Source organism: Caballeronia sordidicola (assembly GCF_001544455.2).
In the GTDB taxonomy this organism is placed as follows: domain Bacteria; phylum Pseudomonadota; class Gammaproteobacteria; order Burkholderiales; family Burkholderiaceae; genus Caballeronia; species Caballeronia sordidicola.
On the sequence record NZ_FCOC02000014.1, the window covers coordinates 44,021 to 61,070 of the forward strand.

Here is a 17,050-nt window from a genome sequence, read left to right on the forward strand (position 1 = left end):
TCGTTCGCCATCTGTCCTTCAGCTTTTGAGCGACGCCTCAAGCGACTCGAACTTTTCACGTACGAACTGCGCACGCTCCTCGCCCTTGAGCGCCTCGCTTTCCGTGAGGATCGCGACCAGCTTCTTCGTCATTGCACGGCGATTGACGACTTCCTGCTCGACAGTTTCGGCTTCGGGAAGATCGAACACGTTGCCTGAACAGTAGCTGTTGGGCGCGCCGGCATTCGCCCGGAACCACTCCGCGAAGTTTTCCGCCGACGCCGCCGGGTTCGTGCCGCGCACCGCGTCGCGCAGCATCTTGCGGAAAAGGAAAAGACCCGCGTCGAACTTGGTCGGATTCTCAAGCGAATGCACAGCGATCGGGCGCTGGCTGATGATGGCTTCGTAGTCGCCCGGCGCGTACTGCGCGTCCTTGTAGTTCTCGCGCTCGCGATGATTCGCCGGGATCGGCGGCAGATCATCGAGTTTGTATTTGCCGAAGCGCTCGGGACGCCGCATGGCAACCTGCCCTTCCAGAAAGTCGATGGACTCGTAACCCACCAGCGATTTATCGCCGATACCGCGCGTATCGATTCCCGGACCCATTACGCGCCAGCCGATCATCTTCGAGTTTTCATCGTCCACGGGAACGGTCCAGCGAATGATGTGGAAGCGGCTGAAGAGCTTTTTCTTCGCGCCGTCTTCCGATGTGTAGGCGTGCAGGCTCAAGTTCGGCAATACCTGATGCTGGACACGCACGAAGAGCCGGTCCTTGTCGACGCGGCGCGCCCCCGCGCATGCCAGGCTGCGTCCCTGCTGCACGGGCACGAAATGCATGTCGGGGGCTACTTCCATGGACTTCGCGCCGACTTCGTCGAACGTGGTTCCTTGGTACTTGCCGTTGACCACGTTCTTGCCCGCGTGAAGTGCCGTCGGATGATAGTTGTCGGCCGCGTTGTCCTGCACCTGCAGCCAGTTGCAATGCTGGAAGTTGCTGTAGGGCACGAGTTCGTCGGTCGGGGCTACGGTGAAATCGCCTTCCCATTCGGGAAATGGCGGCTCCTTGTCGGGCGGCCCCATGTAGGCGAATACAAGCCCGTGACGCTCGACGGCCTTGTACGCGCCCTGCTGGATCGAACATGCGTACTTCTCGGCTTCCTTCTCTTCGCCGCTTGGAAACGGCACGTGAAGGCAGGTGCCGTCGACGTCGAACACCATGCCGTGGTAGCAGCACTTGATTCCATGCTCCTGGATCGCGCCGTATTCAAGCGATGCGCCGCGATGCACGCAATGCGCGTGCAGTACGCCGACAGCCCCGCTGCCATCGCGAAACGCAACCAGTTCTTCGCCGAGGATCTTAAGAAAGCGCGGGGTGTCGGTCAGCTCGACCGCCATGCACACGGGATGCCAGAACGCGCGCATGTATTCGCCCATCGGTGTGCCCGGACCGGTTTCGGTGAGTTCGGGATCGTGACCCGGAACCTTGTTCGTGTAATAGCCGCCGAAGGGCACGAGCTTTTTCTGGACCACGCCGCCGCCACTGCTTTTCTGCCCTTCTGCCTTTTCTGACTTGATGTTCATGTAAGCCTCTGCTGGATGTATCGATAAGGGGGACCGCAATTTTTGTCTTCTGAACTCCGAACTCTGTATACAGAGATTAAGTTTGCAATGCGGCCATGTCTCTACAGGTAAACGCGATAAGGGCCAAATTTGTACCGTGTCCGTTGCGCCGTTCTGGTTTCGTTTGCACGCACCGCGCACTGCCTGTAGGCTCTTGAACTCAGTATCCAGACTTTCAAGAGTGATTCATGGCCGCCAAACTTCTCAAACTTCAGGCACGCACCGACTATGTCGATGAAGTCTATAAAGTGCTGCTCGACGCCATCAGCGAAGGCTCGCTCGCGCCCGGCGCACGCATCACGCAGGAAGAGATCGCCGAGCAACTGGCGGTGTCGCGTTCACCGGTCCTGCAGGCACTGCGCCTGCTGAAAAAGGATGGCCTCGTGCAGGATGCGCCCGGCCGCGGCCTGCTCGTCGCGCCGCTCGACCCGACCTGGATCGCGCATCTCTACGAGATCCGCGGCGCGCTCGATTCGCTCGCCGCAAGCCTGGCCGCCAGGCTTTACGCGGAAGGGAGCGCCACGCTCGACAAATCGCTGATATCGAAAGGCCGGCGTGCGTCCAAGGGTGACGACGTCAAGGCCATGATCGACGCCGACTGGGCTTTTCATTCCGCGATCTACCGCGCCTCGGGCAATCCGCTGATCGAACAGACCGCGCATCTTCACTGGGTGCATCTGCGCCGCGTGATGGGCGCGGTGTTGCAGTCGTCGGCGCAACGCAAATCCATTTGGGACGAACACGCCGCGATCTTCGACGCCATCATTTCAGGCGACGTCGCGGCTGCCGTTGAGCTGACCAATCTGCACACGCATCGCGCCCGTGAAAACCTCGTGAAACGCCTGGGCGAAGTGCTGGCCGACGACGCCAGCAACGCCCACGCAAACTGATACCGGATGACGTCCCGCGCTCAAGCGCGGGTTTGAGGACCCGCCTCGAGTACGGGCCGAACGCTTGCCGGCGTTTCCCGCCGATGAATATTGACAAGCCTCGCGGGCACCGTGAACACGAGCGCGCTGCCTATCACGAGGCTAACCGCGAGTCCCAACACACCGTTGCCAGTCGATCCGGTTGCAGTCTGGATCAGCCCGATCACATATGGGCTGACAATGCCCGAAATGCTGCCGACCGAATTCGCAAGCGCAAGCCCCGCCGCCGCTGCCGCGCCGCCCAGGATGGCCGGCGGCAAGACCCAGAACTGCGAAATTGTCGTCATGACGCCCATGGTGCCAATAGTCAGCGCGATCATTGCGATGGGCGTTGAATGCGCATAGGAGACGCTGAAGTAAAGCCCCGCCGCACCGATGATTCCCGGCAGCGCCAGGTGCCAGCGCCGCTCGCCGCGCAGGTCGGACGAGTGACTGACGAGCACCATCGCAATGGCCGCCGCCGCATAGGGAATGGCGCTCAACAAGCCGATATCCAGCGTATCCGACACGCCGCTTGCCTTGATCAATGTGGGCAGCCAGAAGCTCACGCCATAGAGGCCCATCGTGAAGAAGAAATAGATCAGGCTCAGCAGCAGCACCTTAGGATGCATGAGGCCGTCCTTGACCGAATGCAGAAGATCCGGCGAGCGTTCTTCGTCGAGCGCGCGCTCGAGAAAAGCGCGTTGCGGTGCGCTCAGCCAGCGGGCGTCGCTGACTTTATCGTTGAGATAAAAGAGCGCGACAAGACCCAGCACCGCCGTGGGAATGCCTTCGAGAACAAACAGCCATTGCCAACCCGCAAGGCCGTGCATGCCGCCCATGTGACTCATGATCCAGCCCGAGAGCGGACCGCCTACAACACCGGACATCGGAATACCCGTCATGAAGAGCGCGGTCACCTTGCTGCGCCGCGATGCGGGAAACCAGTAGGTCAGATAGAACAGGATGGCCGGAATGAAGCCTGCTTCGGCCACGCCGAGCAGAAAACGCATGATGTAGAAACTCATGGGCGTGGTGACGAACATCATGCCCGCCGAAATGATGCCCCACGTGATCATGATGCGCGCGATCCATCGCCGCGCGCCAACTCGCAGCAAGAGAAGGTTGCTCGGTACCTCGAACAGCAGGTAGCCCACGAAGAAAACGCCGGCACCGGCGCCATAGACCGCGTCGCTGAAATTCAGGTCCTTGAGCATCTGCAGCTTGGCAAACGCCACGTTGATGCGGTCGAGATACGCGCAGAGATAACAAAGAAAGAGGAATGGCAATAGTCGCCACGTGATCTTTGCGAACGTGGCGGCTTCGTCGCGCTTGCTGAGTGCTGCCGGACTGGCGGGATTCATGCTGTGTCTCCTGGGGACGGATTGGAGCGGGACGCCAGCCGTTCTGGGCGGCCGTATCGTCCTGCGCATGCTGTGCTGTGGTCAGTCGAAAGCTAGCCGTACTTCAGTCGAACATGTCGGGCTGAGTCGCGACAAGGTCGTTCCAGATGGTCTGGAAATGCAGCCAGCCGATGTACTCGCTGCCCACGTGCTCGCGGCTATAACGCGCCCGCTCCGGCGTGACGAGCTTGGGCGTGACGCCGGTTGCATCGATGAGAAGCTGTTGCTGGCAGCAGCGTTCCAGCGCGATAAACCAGAACGCCGCCGACTCGATGCTGTGCCGGCTCGCCGTGAGCAAGCCGTGATTCTGGTGAATCGCCGCTTTCACGCCCTTGAACGCGTTCGCCACCTTGTGGCCGGCCTTCACTTCCACGGCCACCTGTCCGGCTTCATCGCCAATCACGACGTGGTCTTCAAAGAAAGCGGCCGCGTCCTGCGTGATCGGCTCGAGCTTCTTGCCGAGCGCGGCGTAAGCGGTGCCGTAGACCGTATGCGCGTGGCACATGGCCACGATGTCCTGATGCATCTCGTGCACCGCCGCGTGCAGCACGAAGCCCGCACGATTGATCGCATGATTGCCCGCGACCACGCGGCCCTCGTGATCGGCGCAAATCAGGTTGGAGACCTTCACTTGCGAGAAGTGGACGGCCATCGGGTTGGTCCAGTACAAGCCGGGATTTTCCGGGTCGCGCACCGTTAGATGACCCGCGAATCCATAGTCGAAACCCTGCAGCGCGAACGCCCGGCATGCGCCCACGAGGCGTTCCTTGAGATGCTGCCGATGCGCCGCCGGGTCCGAAAACACCGGCAATTCCGGAAAGATCAGCCCTTCCTGCTCCGGCTGATAAATCGACACCTTCCCGTCCCTGACGATCTTTTCCACAATCTCCGACCCTGCTTCCATGACTGCCGCCATTGCTTTCTCCTGTTTAAACGCTGGTGTGTTCCGCAGGTCCCTACTGTCGGCTTTGCAATGGTTATTGACAAACGATGGCTGTTCATACAAAGATGAACCGTATTCATGCATCAATGAAAACCATTAGAAAACCGGAGACAAAAAACGCATGCGGCGCATCCCCAATTTCGTGTTGCTGCGCGCCTTCGAGGCGGCGGCGCGGCTTGAAAGCTTCACGCTTGCGGCGGAAGAACTGCATCTCACGCAGTCGGCCATCAGTCATCAAGTGAAGGAACTGGAAGCGTATTTCGGCGTGCCGCTGTTTCACCGGCGCAATCGCCGCGTGGAAACCACGGCGGAAGGACGGCGTCTGTTCGACAGTCTCGGCCGCGTATTCGATGTAATCGAAAACGCGTGCAGCGAGGTCGCGCTCGCGCCCCAGGCACAAGTGCTCGCCGTGCATTGCGCACCGAGCCTTGCCGTGAAGTGGCTGGGGCCGCGCCTGCCCATGTTTATGCAAGCGCACCCGGACATTACGATCCGGCTGTCGTCGGGTGCGGAGCCCGTGGATCTCACGCGCCTGCACGAAGTCGATGTCGCGATCTCCTACGGCGCGGCTATCGAACGTCCGGGACTGCAGGTCGATGCGCTGGGTACAGAGCGGATTGTTCCAATGTGCCCGCCCGCAATGGTGCGCGCGGATATTTCACTCGAGGAACAGGCAAAGGCCTTTACGCTGATCGATTCGCAATTGAGCCGCGTGACATGGCGCGACTGGTTCGTGCTCAATGGCGTGGAATTTTCGGGCAAGCCGCGGCCGTCGTTCGATCGTGGTGCGCTGGCGATCTCGGCGGCAGTCGACGGCATGGGCATGGCGCTGGAAACCACGCGTCTTGCGGAACGCGAGTTCGCGCGCGGCGAGCTGGTGGAATTCGGCGCTGGATACTTCAAGCCGTTCATGCGCGAAACGCACTTCGTATCGTTTCGGACCAGCGACCGGAACGTCGAGAAGGTCAAGGCGTTCCGGGCGTGGCTGGCGGAAAAAGCCGGGATGAATGGGAAATGGGACGCAAAGGCTTCGTGAAGAATCGCAATTCGAACGCGTGATGATCTGACCCGGGTCGCGCTTGCGGATATTGTGTTTGGAGGACGTTATTGTCAGCCTCAAAAGCACCCTCGCCCGTTTCATTTGGCGTGTTGTCACGTCCCGCTCTTGCCACAAAAAAGGAACATAATCGCCAATCGCCGGTCCCAATGCACCAAAGTAATACCAGCGCTCATTCGCTTCAATAATCGCCGACTCCGGTGCGCCCGACAACTTGAGTTCGGCTGCGGTACGTTGCGCAATCACAATGCGCGTAGCAAGTCCGACCATGGTGTCCACCTTTTCGCGAATGAAGGCATGCCACGCCAGCAAGCTGATGCAGGCTGCTGCAAGTTACGACAGACTGGTGTGAAACGTGAGCCGCGTGATGGCACAGCGCACAGCGAGCGCGTTGTTCGATGCTTTTCGAAATCGGAACACACGTGAATATCCGCACCGCAATTCGCGCTGCGGCGTCTTTAAAGCTAATCCGGGACTCGGCTGGCAATTCGGACAGGTGTCCTGTCCGATGCTCCGAACAAGATCACGCAAATGAAGGCGCATGTTCTTCCGGGTCTTCGGTTACGGATCGCTCTTGTTGTGAAAAGAATAGAACCTGAATGAAAAAAAATACAGGCGATTCTGTAATGTCACGCGAAAGACCCGAAGTGGACGACGCGTATAAATACCTCATGTCTCAAGAGCTGCTTAATTAATAGTTCGAACCCCTACTGATATCTTTTCCGGAGATTGCCCTGGAAGAAATTCAAGGACTGGCCGCGCATCCACCTTTCGGAAGAAAGCAATGCCGCCGATCATCTGTCCCAAGTCGATCAAGATCACAGTGGCGTCGTTATCAGAGTATTGAACGATTCCCGGGAACGCTCGAAGGCGAGCTATCGATTTACAATGCCCGGATGAATCCGCTTTCCCAACAACAAAATTCGGTACGAGCACTCCTCACATCCTGTTTCTGGAGCGGCGAAGCCATTCGCAGCCGGCGCGTGAGCGAAATCGTGCTGACAGGCGTGGTCGATGTGCCTGCTCCCCCCGCGCGTCTGCTTGCAGATTGGGACAGGGAAATAGCGTCGCGCCTGGTCCTGGAACCCGGGGACGTGGAAGCGATGCCCCTGGCGAGAGCGCTGATGCGTTGGCCTGACTACAAGCGATGCGTGCAGGCAGTGTCCAGCTGGACACGCGCGCTAGGACTGCCTGACGTGCTTGCGTCAAGCGATGTGGCGCTCATGGTCTGCCGCGGCGCACGATACCACCACGACGGAGAGCAATACGGCAGTGCAGCCTTCTGTAATCTCTTCATGAGCGAAGACAAGGGCCTGGACCTGCATTTTCCGTCGATGGATCTTCGAATCCCGCTGACCCGGGGAACGGCCGTGATATTCGATACCTGCCAGCCACACGGTGTCATTGAACGCAGCAGCCGTGGTTTCGATGCAGCCGACTTCCCCGACGGCCGCGACTTGACTCAACTCTTCCTGACGTGGGAGCTTCCCATCGAAGATGCAGGTGTTGCGCACGCGCTCAAGGTCGACTTCGACGTCGCCCCTTCGAGTTCGCTGCAACTGGAAGAAGAGCAAGTCTGGCTGAACGGAGCGCGGGCCATTGTATGTCCCGACTCCGGCCGATGGTGTCCCGCCTCTTGCGCGCCGGCATAGACACACGCGGCTATTTTGCCGCGAGCTTGTCCTGTGTGCTGGTTTCGAAGTCAGAGGCGCTATGACGCTCGTGCAATTGACTTGCCGGCTCGCCAGACACGCGATTGACCATTCGCCCGCGCCGCACAGCCGGGCGTTCGCCAATCATGTCGGCCCAGCGTTGAACATGCTTGTAGTCCTGCACCGATAAAAACTCGGCCGACTCATACAGCCAGCCCTTGGCAAGGCCGCCGTACCAGGGCCAGATCGCCATGTCGGCGATCGTGTACTCGCTGCCTGCCACGTATTCGTTATTCGCGAGCTGCTTGTCGAGCACGTCGAGCAGACGTTTCGTCTCCATCGCAAAACGGTTGATCGCATACTCGATCTTCGTCGGGGCGTATGCATAGAAATGCCCAAAGCCGCCACCCAGATAGGGTGCGCTTCCCATCTGCCAGAAAAGCCAGGACATGCACTCGGCCCGCGCTGCGGCTTCTGTCGGGAGGAACGCCTCGAATTTTTCAGCGAGGTACAGAAGGATCGCGCCTGACTCGAAGACCCGGATCGGCTTGGCGCCGCTGTGATCCACCAGCGCGGGGATCTTGGAATTGGGATTGGCGGCGACAAAGCCGCTGCCGAACTGGTCGCCGTCGCCGATCCTGATCAGCCACGCGTCGTATTCCGCGCCGCTGTGACCGAGCGCCAGCAGTTCCTCCAGCATCACAGTGACCTTCACGCCATTCGGCGTGCCCAGCGAGTAAAGCTGCAGAGGATGCTTGCCGATGGGCAGATCCTTGTCGTGCGTTGGCCCGGAGACCGGACGGTTGATGTTCGCGAAGCGGCCACCATCGCCTTTGTTCCAGGTCCAGACTTTCGGCGGCACGTAATCGGAAGAATCGCTCATGCTCAAGGCTCCATGCGGATTTTGGGATATTTGGCTCGAAGCGAGAATAACAAACTGGCGGAAATGTTGCCGGGACCGCTCAGGATGGCGTCTGCCCACTTGAAACCATCCCTTCGTGCTCGAGCCACGCGCGAAAAGCCAGGACCAGTTCATCGCCTGATTTCGCATCCGGAATGTAGGTGCAATAGCTTCGTGACGGCAGACGAAGACCGGCAAACGGCGCGACGAGCCTGCCTGTGGCAAGATCGTCGGACACGAGCGCGGTCGGTCCCATCGCAATACCCATTGCGTCGATGGCAGCCTGCAAAGTCAGATAGAAGTGGTCGAAGCTCACGGCCGCGGCCGGCCGCAGCGCAGGGACCTGAGCCTTTGCCAGCCAGTCCGGCCAAAGACGCGGGAGGCTTGCCGTGTGCAGCAATGTGTGTTGCCGCAGGTCCTGCGGCGTCCGAAGCGGCACCCGTTGCAGCAGTGCCGGACTGCACACCGGAAGCCGCTCCTCGGTCAAGAACGGTTGCATCGAGTAGCCATAGAACGTGTCCGGTCCACCCCGGATCACCACGTCATGAATGTCTTTCAGGCTCTCCACCGACTCGTTCGAAGTCTCCACCTTGACGTCCACGTCGAGATGTTCCGCGTTGAACTTCGCGAGTCGCGGCACCAGCCAGCGCAGCGTGAATGTCGCGGGCGCACTTACGGACAGTGTCCGGGAAACCGTTTCGGGAATGCCATATCTCGCCGTTGCTTGCGATAGCTGCTCGAATAACGGACCGATTTGCTTAAGGTAAGCCTTCGCGGTCACAGTAAGCACGACACGCCGGTTATGCCGTTCGAAAAGCGGTGCGCCAAGCCAGTCTTCAAGCAGGCGCACATGCTGGCTCACCGCACCGTGGGTCACGTGCAATTCCGCCGCAGCTTCCTTGAAACTGCCGAGCCGGCCTGCAGCCTCGAAGGCGCGCAACGCATTGAGCGGAGGCAAGATACGTTTCATTCAAGATAGTTTATCTAATGTGACTGGCCAATTTATCTGGTTTGTTGGGCCGCGGCAAGATAGATATCCTGCTTGCCATGCCTTTCAGATCCGGAACTTGCATGATCAGTTACACAGGGGGTCTCGTCCTCCTTGCAGCCGTGCTTCACGCAACCTGGAACGCGATGCTGCACGGCAATCGCGACCGGTTCCTGTCCATGACGTGGATGAGCATCGCCATCGCGGTGGTGGCAACGCTTGCTGTTTTGTTCATGCCGTGGCCGGCAGACGCAGCGTGGCCGTATATCGTCGCGTCGGGGCTCCTGCATATCGCCTACAACGTGAGCCTTGTTCGATCGTACCGGCGCAGCGACCTGGCGCAGGCGTATCCGATCGCGCGCGGCTCGTCGCCGCTGCTCGTCACGCTCGGCGCGGCGTTATTCGCCCATGAAGCGATCGGCCTGTTGCACGTGCTGGGGATTGTGATGATATCGGGCGGCATCATCGCGCTTGCGCTGCAGGGTGGGAACGTGTCGCGTGCAAGTGCGCTTGCCGCGCTCACGACCGGCGCGACGATCGCGCTATATACCGTGACCGATGGCATTGGCGTGCGCTTGTCCAATGGACAGGCGCTCACCTATACCGCGTGGATATTCCTCTTCTATTGGCTGATGCCGGTACTTTTCGTCGCGATGCGCGGGCTCACAGCACTGTGGGCGCCGTTGCGGGACGGGCCGTTGGCGGTCGGGTCGTCGCTTGCGGGCGGCCTGGTGTCGATCGCGGCGTATGGCATCGTGATCTGGGCGATGCAGACCGGCGCGATGGGCGCGGTATCGGCGTTGCGCGAGACCAGCGTGGTCTTCGCGGTGCTGATTGGACGGATCTTCCTGCGCGAGGCCGTGACAGCCAGGCGCTGGCTCGCATGCGTGATCGTGGCAGCCGGGGCGGTTTGCCTGGGGCTTTGACGCGGGCGCAACCTGGGTTGTGCGCCGGACTGCCCGGTTTCAACACTTTGCCTGGGAAGACTTTTCCTTCGCATGTGCATGCAGCTTCGGAGGCGTGGCATTGCCGCCCCGTTCCTCGAGATACTTGCACGCGCTGATGATGTCGCGCCCCAGCAGTTGCGCGACGTTGTGATTGATATGCGGCCTGATGACCACGCGCAGGCTCATCACTTCTTCCGCGTCGGGCGGCATGGAATACGCGGACAATACCCAGCCTTTCTCCCGCACCTTGTTCGAGACGTCGAACTCATTGAAATTCTTGATCCGCTTGGCAAGCGTCACGGCCACGACGGGAATGCGCTGCGTTTCGTTCATCACCGTGAAATAGCCGCTCTTCAAAAGCGTCTCGCGCAGCGCAATCGCGTTATCGAGCGTGTGCTGCATGATGCGCTTGTAACCGTCGAATCCAAGACGCAGGAACTGGTAGTACTGCACAGCAATCTGAAAACCATTGCGGCTGAAGTTCAGCGTGGCGGTCGGCATTTCGCCGCCCAGGTAGTTCACATAGAACACGAGGTCCTCGTTGAATACCTTGCGCTCGCGGAAAATGACCCAGCCGAGTCCCGGTGGCGTGAGCCCATATTTATGTCCGGACGCGTTGATGGACAGCACGCGCGGAAAGCGGAAATCCCATTCGTATTCCGGATAGAGAAACGGATTGACGAAACCGCCCGACGCGCCATCGATGTGCATTGGAATCGAAATGCCGGTTCTTTTTTCGTAAGTGTCCAGCCAGTCGTGTATCCCTTGAATGTCGTCGTCCTCACCGGTGAACGTTTGTCCGGCAATTGCCACAACTGCAATAGTGTTTTCGTCGACGTACTGCTCGAGGTGTTCGGCAGTAAGCCGATAATTGCCAGGCTTGAGCGGCACGATTCGCGGCTCCACGTCGAAGTAGCGCAGGAATTTCTTCCACACGATCTGGACATTGCCGCCCGTGACCATGTTGGGCCGGGTCGCGTCCTTGCCCGCTTTCTCGCGAGCCTGCCGCCAGTTCCACTTGTGCGCGAGTCCCGCCAGCATGCATGCTTCGGACGATCCTACCGTGGCGGTGCCGTACGGTTCGACGCCCTTCGGACCGTTCCATAGCTGATGCAGCCACCTGACCATCCGCGTTTCCATTGCGAAGAGTTGCGGATACATGTCGTGGTCGATGTAGTTCTTGTACATGTTGCGCTTTGCCGTCTCGACCGCTTCCGGCTCGCCATAAGTGGTGACGAAGGACGACATGTTCAGCATCGGATTGGTATCCGTCCATTCGTCGCTGATCACCAGCGCCTCCGCCGCACGCGCCGACATCCCCTGTTTCGGAAACTCGTCCTCTGGCACCGGGTAGTTGAACTCATCGTACGGTGTGATCTTTTCGACCGGCGTATTCATGTGAAACTCCTTCAGTCAGGAAGAGGAAGAGCCGGCTGCACAGGTCAAGGCACGAGCCATTGACCTGCCATGGGACCAGCCCGGACTTGGCGAAGCACTGCAGTAGCCGAACTTCTTATCCATCGTCGGGTTGAGCGCCGTGAGAAGGCTCATTGAAATGCCTGCGTCCAACCCGTCAACCGCATTGCTGTCAACCCGTTCAGGTCATCAGCATCACGATCACCATGCCCCAGATGGTCAGCAGCGTATTGCCCACCGCGTAGGTCACGGTGTAACCAAGACCGGGAATCTGACTCTTCGCCGCATCGCAGACCATCCCCAGCGCGGCTGTCGTGGTTCGGGCGCCGGCGCATACACCAAGCAGGATCGCGGGATGGAAACGGAACACGTACTTGGCGATCAGCATTCCCAGAATCAGCGGCAGCGCCGTGGCGAAGATGCCCCAGAGAAAGAGACTGATCCCCAGGTGCTGCAAACCGGCAACGAAACCGGGACCCGCCGTGATGCCAACAACAGCGATAAAGACATTCAGACCGACCGAGTTCATGAACCACACTGTCGGTTCGGGAATACGGCCGAAGGTTGGATGAATTGCGCGCAACCAGCCGAAGACGATGCCGGCTATCAACGCGCCGCCTGCGGTCGAAAGCGTGATCGGAATCGATCCCACCTTGATGACAATCGCGCCCAGGAGCGCCCCAAGGGTAATGGCCAGCGTCACGAAGGCCACGTCGGTCACATTGGTCGGCCGGTCCAGCACACCAAGCGCTTTCGCAGCGGCGGTCGTGTCCTGCGTTCGGCCGACGATGGTCACCACGTCGCCCCGATGCAGCACGGTGTTGGGCAAAACCGGGATTTGCGTTTCTGTCGGGCCGCGTTTGATCTTGCGCAGATAGACGCCGCGCGCGGCGGGTAGTCTCGAGAGTTCCTGCAATGTTTTACCGTCCACGGCCTTGCTGGTCACGTAGACATCCACGCCCTCCGCCGGAACGGCAAGCAACTCAGGGTCGTCCACCTCGATGCCCCGCGCTGCGCGCACTGCAACCGCATGGTCCCCGTCATGGCTTGCGTCCCGGTCTCTTGCAGCCAGTAACGCAATGAGTTGATCGCGAGGACCCGCCACTGCCACCACGTCGCCGGATTGCAGGACAAAACTGAGCGTCGCCTCTTCGATCACGCCAGCGCGTCTGACCCGCTCGATGAAAAGCCGCGTCCCTTCCGGTTCGAGCGCTTCCACCTGGCTCACCGTCTTGCCTGCGATCGGGCTGTCCGGAGCGATCCTGTAGGCGCGCAGTTCGTGCCGGTGCCATGCCTGGCCCGCAACCCCAAGTTCCTGCGCGCCGCCCAGGTTCACCTCGTACTCCTTGCAGGCGGCAACCAGATCAATGCGCAACAGCTTCGGGCCCAACGTTGCAAGGATCAATGCGGAGCCGACAGTCCCGAAGATATACGACACGGCATAGGCGGTCGGCATCTCATCCAGTAGCGCCTTTGCCTGGCTGGCCGGAAGACCGAGCCGGTTGATGGCGTCCGTGGCGAGTCCCATCGACGCCGATATGGTTTGCGAGCCGGCAAACAGCCCGGCCGCCGACCCCACGCTGTAGCCCGCCAGTTTCGCGGCGATGACCGGCGCGGCGAGACACAGCACGCATTGAACGACAGCAAACAGAGCTTGCGGCAAACCATCCTTCGCGATTCCGCGTACGAACTGCGGCCCGACTCCGTAGCCCACGGCAAACAGGAACATCAGGAAGAACACTGACTTGACGTTCGGTGAAATAGAAATATGAAGCTGCCCGATTGCGATGGCCGCGAGCAAGGTCGCCGTCACTGCGCCGAGACTAAAGCCCTTCACACTCTTTCCACCAACCCAGTAGCCAATTCCAAGCGAGAGAAATACCGCAATCTCGGGATAGTGCTGCAGCGTTTCAGTGAACCAGGACATCGGCGCTCCTTGTTTTCGATTGATAGAGACAGGCGATCCGGCGCACTCATCTGCCTGACGGCCTGCCCTCGCCGTCAACAACATGAAGGAACGCCGGCAATCGCCTCCCTATTCGTTATCGGAGAACGACATGATCTGCACAACCAGGCGACGCTGATTCCAGTACATGCCATGCAGACGGTGTTGCATCTCCGTCAGCAAAGCCTGTGTCGCCCCGGCTACTTCAACCAGCGCGCCCGGACGCGAGCCGTCACCTTCAATACGTGTCAGGCTGTCGATTTCCACTTGTGTGTACTTGCGCATGAACTCGCGCAACGCGTCGTCACTCGTTTCAGGCGCCAGATTGCTGATCCAGAGCTTCATGTCCGTTCTCTCCATGACGCGCAGCGCGCTTAACCCATGATGCTGACGCCGCCGTCGATAAACACCGTGTTGCCCGTGATGCGCCGTGCATAGGGAGTCGCCAGATAGGCGCAGGCGAAGCCGACATCCATGATGTCAACGAGTTCGCCCATCGGCGCCCGCTCCAGCGCTTCATTGAGCAGCAAGTCGAAGTCCTTCAATCCCGACGCGGCCCGCGTCTTAAGCGGTCCCGGAGAAACCGGGTGAACGCGTATGCGCCGGGGACCGAGTTCGTGTGCGAGATACCGGCACGACGCTTCGAGCGCGGCCTTGACCGGTCCCATCAGGTCGTAGTTGGGTACCACGCGCGTGGCGCCGAGATAGCTCATTGCGAACATCGATCCGCCTTCGTCCATCAACGGCGCGGCCAGTCTCGCCATGCGGATGAACGAATGACAGGACACGTCCATTGCGGTGGCAAACCCTTCGGGCGAACTATTGAGGAGGCCGCCTTGCAGGTCATCCCTCGGTGCAAACGCAATCGAATGCAAGGCAATGTCCAGTCGTCCCCAGGTGGATCGGAGGGTGTCGAAGAGTGCAGGCATTTCATCCGGCTTCGACACATCAAGCGGCATCAGCAGCGTTGCTTCAAGCTCCTTGCTTAGCGGCTCGACATACGGCTTCGCCTTTTCGTTCAGATACGTGATCGCCAGTTCGGCGCCGAGTTCGCGAAACGCGCGCGCGCAGCCGTAAGCAATCGAATGCTCGTTTGCAATGCCGAGAATCAATGCCTTGCGTCCAAGAAGTGGCTGGTTAGATGAAACGGGCATCTACGTCTCCAGTAGATCAAGAGTGTGAGAGGCGATCATCAGTTCTTCGTTAGTCGGAATCACCCATGCGGCAACCGTGCTGTCGGCCGTGCTGATCCGCGGGCCGTGATTCGCGTTCGCGGCCGGGTCGAGCGATACGCCCAGCCACGCCGCATCACGGCACACGCGTTCACGTACCTGAAACGCCCGCTCGCCGATCCCTGCCGTGAACACAATCGCGTCCAGGCCGCCGAGGGCTGCCGCAAGCGATCCGAGTTCACGGCTAATCCGATAACAAAAGAGGTCGACCGCTTCGGCGGCCGCTGGATCGCCACTCGCGAGCAGCGTGCGCATGTCGCTCGATATCCCCGACACGCCGAGCAATCCCGAGCGCTGGTACAAGAGTGTCTCGATTGCACGCGCGTCCATTGCGTGCTGGTCCATCAGCCAGATCAGGACGCCGGGATCGATGCTGCCCGAGCGCGTGCCCATCGGCAGTCCTTCCACGGCGGTGAATCCCATCGTGCTCGCCCGGCTCTTTCCGTTCGCAAGGGCAGCCATGCTCGCACCATTGCCCAGGTGCATCACCACGGTCTTGCCGCGTGCGGCGCGTTCGTCGTAGTGTGCAAGCACAGACGCAATGTATTCGTATGACAGCCCGTGGAATCCATAGCGCCGCACGCCTTGCCGCGTGATCCCGCGCGGCAGTGCGAATTGCGTTGCTATTGGCGGCTGGCCGTGATGAAAGGCCGTATCGAAACACGCCACCTGCAGCAGTCCGGCGCGGTGCGCGGCAATCGCCTTCAACGCTGCGAGGTTATGCGGCTGGTGCAGCGGCGCTAATGGAATAAGCGCTTCGAGCCTGCCTATCACTTCTTTGTCGACGCGCACCGGTTCAGCATACTGACTGCCGCCGTGAACGATCCGATGACCCACCGCAACCGGCGTATAACCAGCCGAGTGACCCCGCAGCCATTCGAACAAGAACGTGATCGCACCGTCATGGCCGAGCCGATCTCCTTCGGGCCAGCGCTTTTCGTCGAACACCTCGCCGTTACTGTGCTTGACCAGGAAATGTGGCTCTGCCTGGATCTCCGCGAAATTACCGCTATAGATCTGCTCGAGCGTCCTGCCGGACAGGGCAAATACAGAAAATTTGATGCTCGACGAACCCGCATTGATCACGAGGATGACATCCATGGCGCGTCACCCGACGACGACCCGCGACGGCTCGCGCCGCCACAGTGCGACCAGTGACGCGACCGCGCACGACGCGAGCCGCGTGATGACCGAATCCGCCCGGCTGGTGAGAATCACCGGGACGCGCGCGCCGAGCACAATGCCCGCTGCGTCCGCGCCAGCCAGAAACGACAGGCTTTTTGCGAGCATGTTGCCCGCTTCCAGATTCGGGACGACAAGCACATTTGCACGCCCGGCAACGGGCGAAACGAGGTGCTTGATATTCGCGGCCTCGACGCTGATTGCGTTGTCGAGTGCAAGTGGACCGTCGAGTATGCCGCCGGTGATTTGCTGGCGGTCGGCCATCTTGCACAACGCCCCAGCTTCCACAGTTGAAGGTACTTTGGGATTGACGGTTTCCATCGCCGATAAAATCGCAACGCGCGCGGCCGGAAAGCGCAGCGCGTGCGCAAGGTCGATCGCATTCTGCACAATATGCATCTTGTCTTCGAGCGTTGGCGCGATATTGACCGCCGCGTCGGTGATGATCAGCGGATCTTCGTGGCCGGGCACGTCCATCACAAAGCAGTGGCTGATACGACGCTCCGTGCGCAATCCGCTGTCGCGTGCGACGACTGCCGCCATCAGTTCATCCGTATGCAGCGAACCCTTCATCAACGCCTGCGCTTTGCCTTCGCGCACGAGCGCAACCGCCGCAGCGGCGGATGCATGGCTATGCAGTGCGTCGATTATCGGCAGGTTCGACACATTGATGCCATGTTCGTCGGCAACGGCCCTGATACGGGACACGGGTCCAACCAGAACAGGCGCAATCAGGCCCAGCTTCGCTGCGTCGACCGCAGCGCCAAGCGAGCTTTCATCGCACGGATGCGCGACGGCGGTCGGAGTCGGCGCCAGCGTCGCCGCGAATGAAACGAGGCGTTCATATTTTTCGCGTTTGCGTTCCATGTCGTCCCCG

General features: G+C 60.2%; 15 protein-coding genes. 4 read left to right on the plus strand and 11 right to left on the minus strand.

Going from position 1 to position 17,050, the window contains the following annotated elements; genetic code table 11:
- Positions 1-18: 18 nt before the first annotated feature.
- Positions 19-1,560, minus strand: a complete 1,542-nt coding sequence (locus tag AWB64_RS20670) for a Rieske 2Fe-2S domain-containing protein (protein WP_060857295.1) — start codon at positions 1,558-1,560, stop codon at positions 19-21.
- A gap of 227 nt (positions 1,561-1,787) precedes the next feature.
- Here AWB64_RS20670 and AWB64_RS20675 point away from each other — a divergent pair, with 227 nt between their 5' ends.
- Positions 1,788-2,489, plus strand: coding sequence for a GntR family transcriptional regulator (locus AWB64_RS20675; protein ID WP_060857296.1), 702 nt, complete (start codon positions 1,788-1,790; stop codon positions 2,487-2,489).
- 20 nt (positions 2,490-2,509) lie between these two features.
- On the opposite strand, the gene AWB64_RS20680 is transcribed toward AWB64_RS20675, so the two are convergent.
- A complete protein-coding gene (locus AWB64_RS20680; protein WP_060857297.1) occupies positions 2,510-3,871 on the minus strand; it encodes an MFS transporter in 1,362 nt (453 codons plus the stop codon).
- Between the two features lie 103 nt (positions 3,872-3,974).
- A complete protein-coding gene (locus tag AWB64_RS20685) occupies positions 3,975-4,826 on the minus strand; it encodes a class II aldolase/adducin family protein (protein ID WP_060857298.1) in 852 nt (283 codons plus the stop codon).
- Between the two features lie 148 nt (positions 4,827-4,974).
- On the opposite strand from AWB64_RS20685, the gene AWB64_RS20690 reads away from it, so the two are divergent.
- Positions 4,975-5,889, plus strand: coding sequence for a LysR substrate-binding domain-containing protein (locus tag AWB64_RS20690; RefSeq protein ID WP_060857299.1), 915 nt, complete (start codon positions 4,975-4,977; stop codon positions 5,887-5,889).
- Positions 5,890-6,806: 917 nt separating this feature from the next.
- Positions 6,807-7,562 carry a hypothetical protein gene (locus tag AWB64_RS20695; protein WP_060857300.1) on the plus strand — a complete coding sequence of 252 codons (756 nt, stop codon included), beginning with the start codon at positions 6,807-6,809 and terminating at the stop codon, positions 7,560-7,562.
- Positions 7,563-7,572: 10 nt separating this feature from the next.
- On the opposite strand, the gene yghU is transcribed toward AWB64_RS20695, so the two are convergent.
- Positions 7,573-8,445 (minus strand): glutathione-dependent disulfide-bond oxidoreductase, encoded by an 873-nt coding sequence (gene yghU / locus AWB64_RS20700; RefSeq protein WP_060857301.1) that lies wholly within the window; start codon positions 8,443-8,445, stop codon positions 7,573-7,575.
- Positions 8,446-8,524: 79 nt separating this feature from the next.
- A complete protein-coding gene (gene gcvA / locus AWB64_RS20705; RefSeq protein ID WP_060857302.1) occupies positions 8,525-9,433 on the minus strand; it encodes a transcriptional regulator GcvA in 909 nt (302 codons plus the stop codon).
- 101 nt (positions 9,434-9,534) lie between these two features.
- Between gcvA and AWB64_RS20710 the strand changes: the two genes are divergently transcribed.
- Positions 9,535-10,377, plus strand: a complete 843-nt coding sequence (locus AWB64_RS20710; protein WP_060857303.1) for an EamA family transporter — start codon at positions 9,535-9,537, stop codon at positions 10,375-10,377.
- 39 nt (positions 10,378-10,416) lie between these two features.
- On the opposite strand, the gene gad is transcribed toward AWB64_RS20710, so the two are convergent.
- From gad to AWB64_RS20740, 6 genes are all read right to left on the minus strand, one after another.
- Positions 10,417-11,796 (minus strand): glutamate decarboxylase, encoded by a 1,380-nt coding sequence (gene gad, locus AWB64_RS20715; protein WP_060857304.1) that lies wholly within the window; start codon positions 11,794-11,796, stop codon positions 10,417-10,419.
- Between the two features lie 199 nt (positions 11,797-11,995).
- Entirely contained in the window at positions 11,996-13,741 is a 1,746-nt protein-coding gene (gene aspT, locus AWB64_RS20720) for an aspartate-alanine antiporter (protein ID WP_060857305.1), read from the minus strand.
- A gap of 108 nt (positions 13,742-13,849) precedes the next feature.
- On the minus strand, positions 13,850-14,104 hold the full coding sequence (locus tag AWB64_RS20725) for an RNA recognition motif domain-containing protein (RefSeq protein ID WP_060857306.1): 255 nt from the start codon (positions 14,102-14,104) through the stop codon (positions 13,850-13,852).
- Positions 14,105-14,133: 29 nt separating this feature from the next.
- Positions 14,134-14,913: an enoyl-ACP reductase FabI gene (gene fabI / locus AWB64_RS20730; RefSeq protein WP_060857307.1), complete on the minus strand. Its 780-nt coding sequence runs from the start codon at positions 14,911-14,913 to the stop codon at positions 14,134-14,136.
- A complete protein-coding gene (locus AWB64_RS20735) occupies positions 14,914-16,092 on the minus strand; it encodes an acetate/propionate family kinase (protein ID WP_060857308.1) in 1,179 nt (392 codons plus the stop codon).
- A 6-nt stretch (positions 16,093-16,098) separates the two neighbouring features.
- Positions 16,099-17,040, minus strand: coding sequence for a phosphate acetyltransferase (locus AWB64_RS20740; protein ID WP_060857309.1), 942 nt, complete (start codon positions 17,038-17,040; stop codon positions 16,099-16,101).
- Positions 17,041-17,050 lie beyond the last annotated feature (10 nt).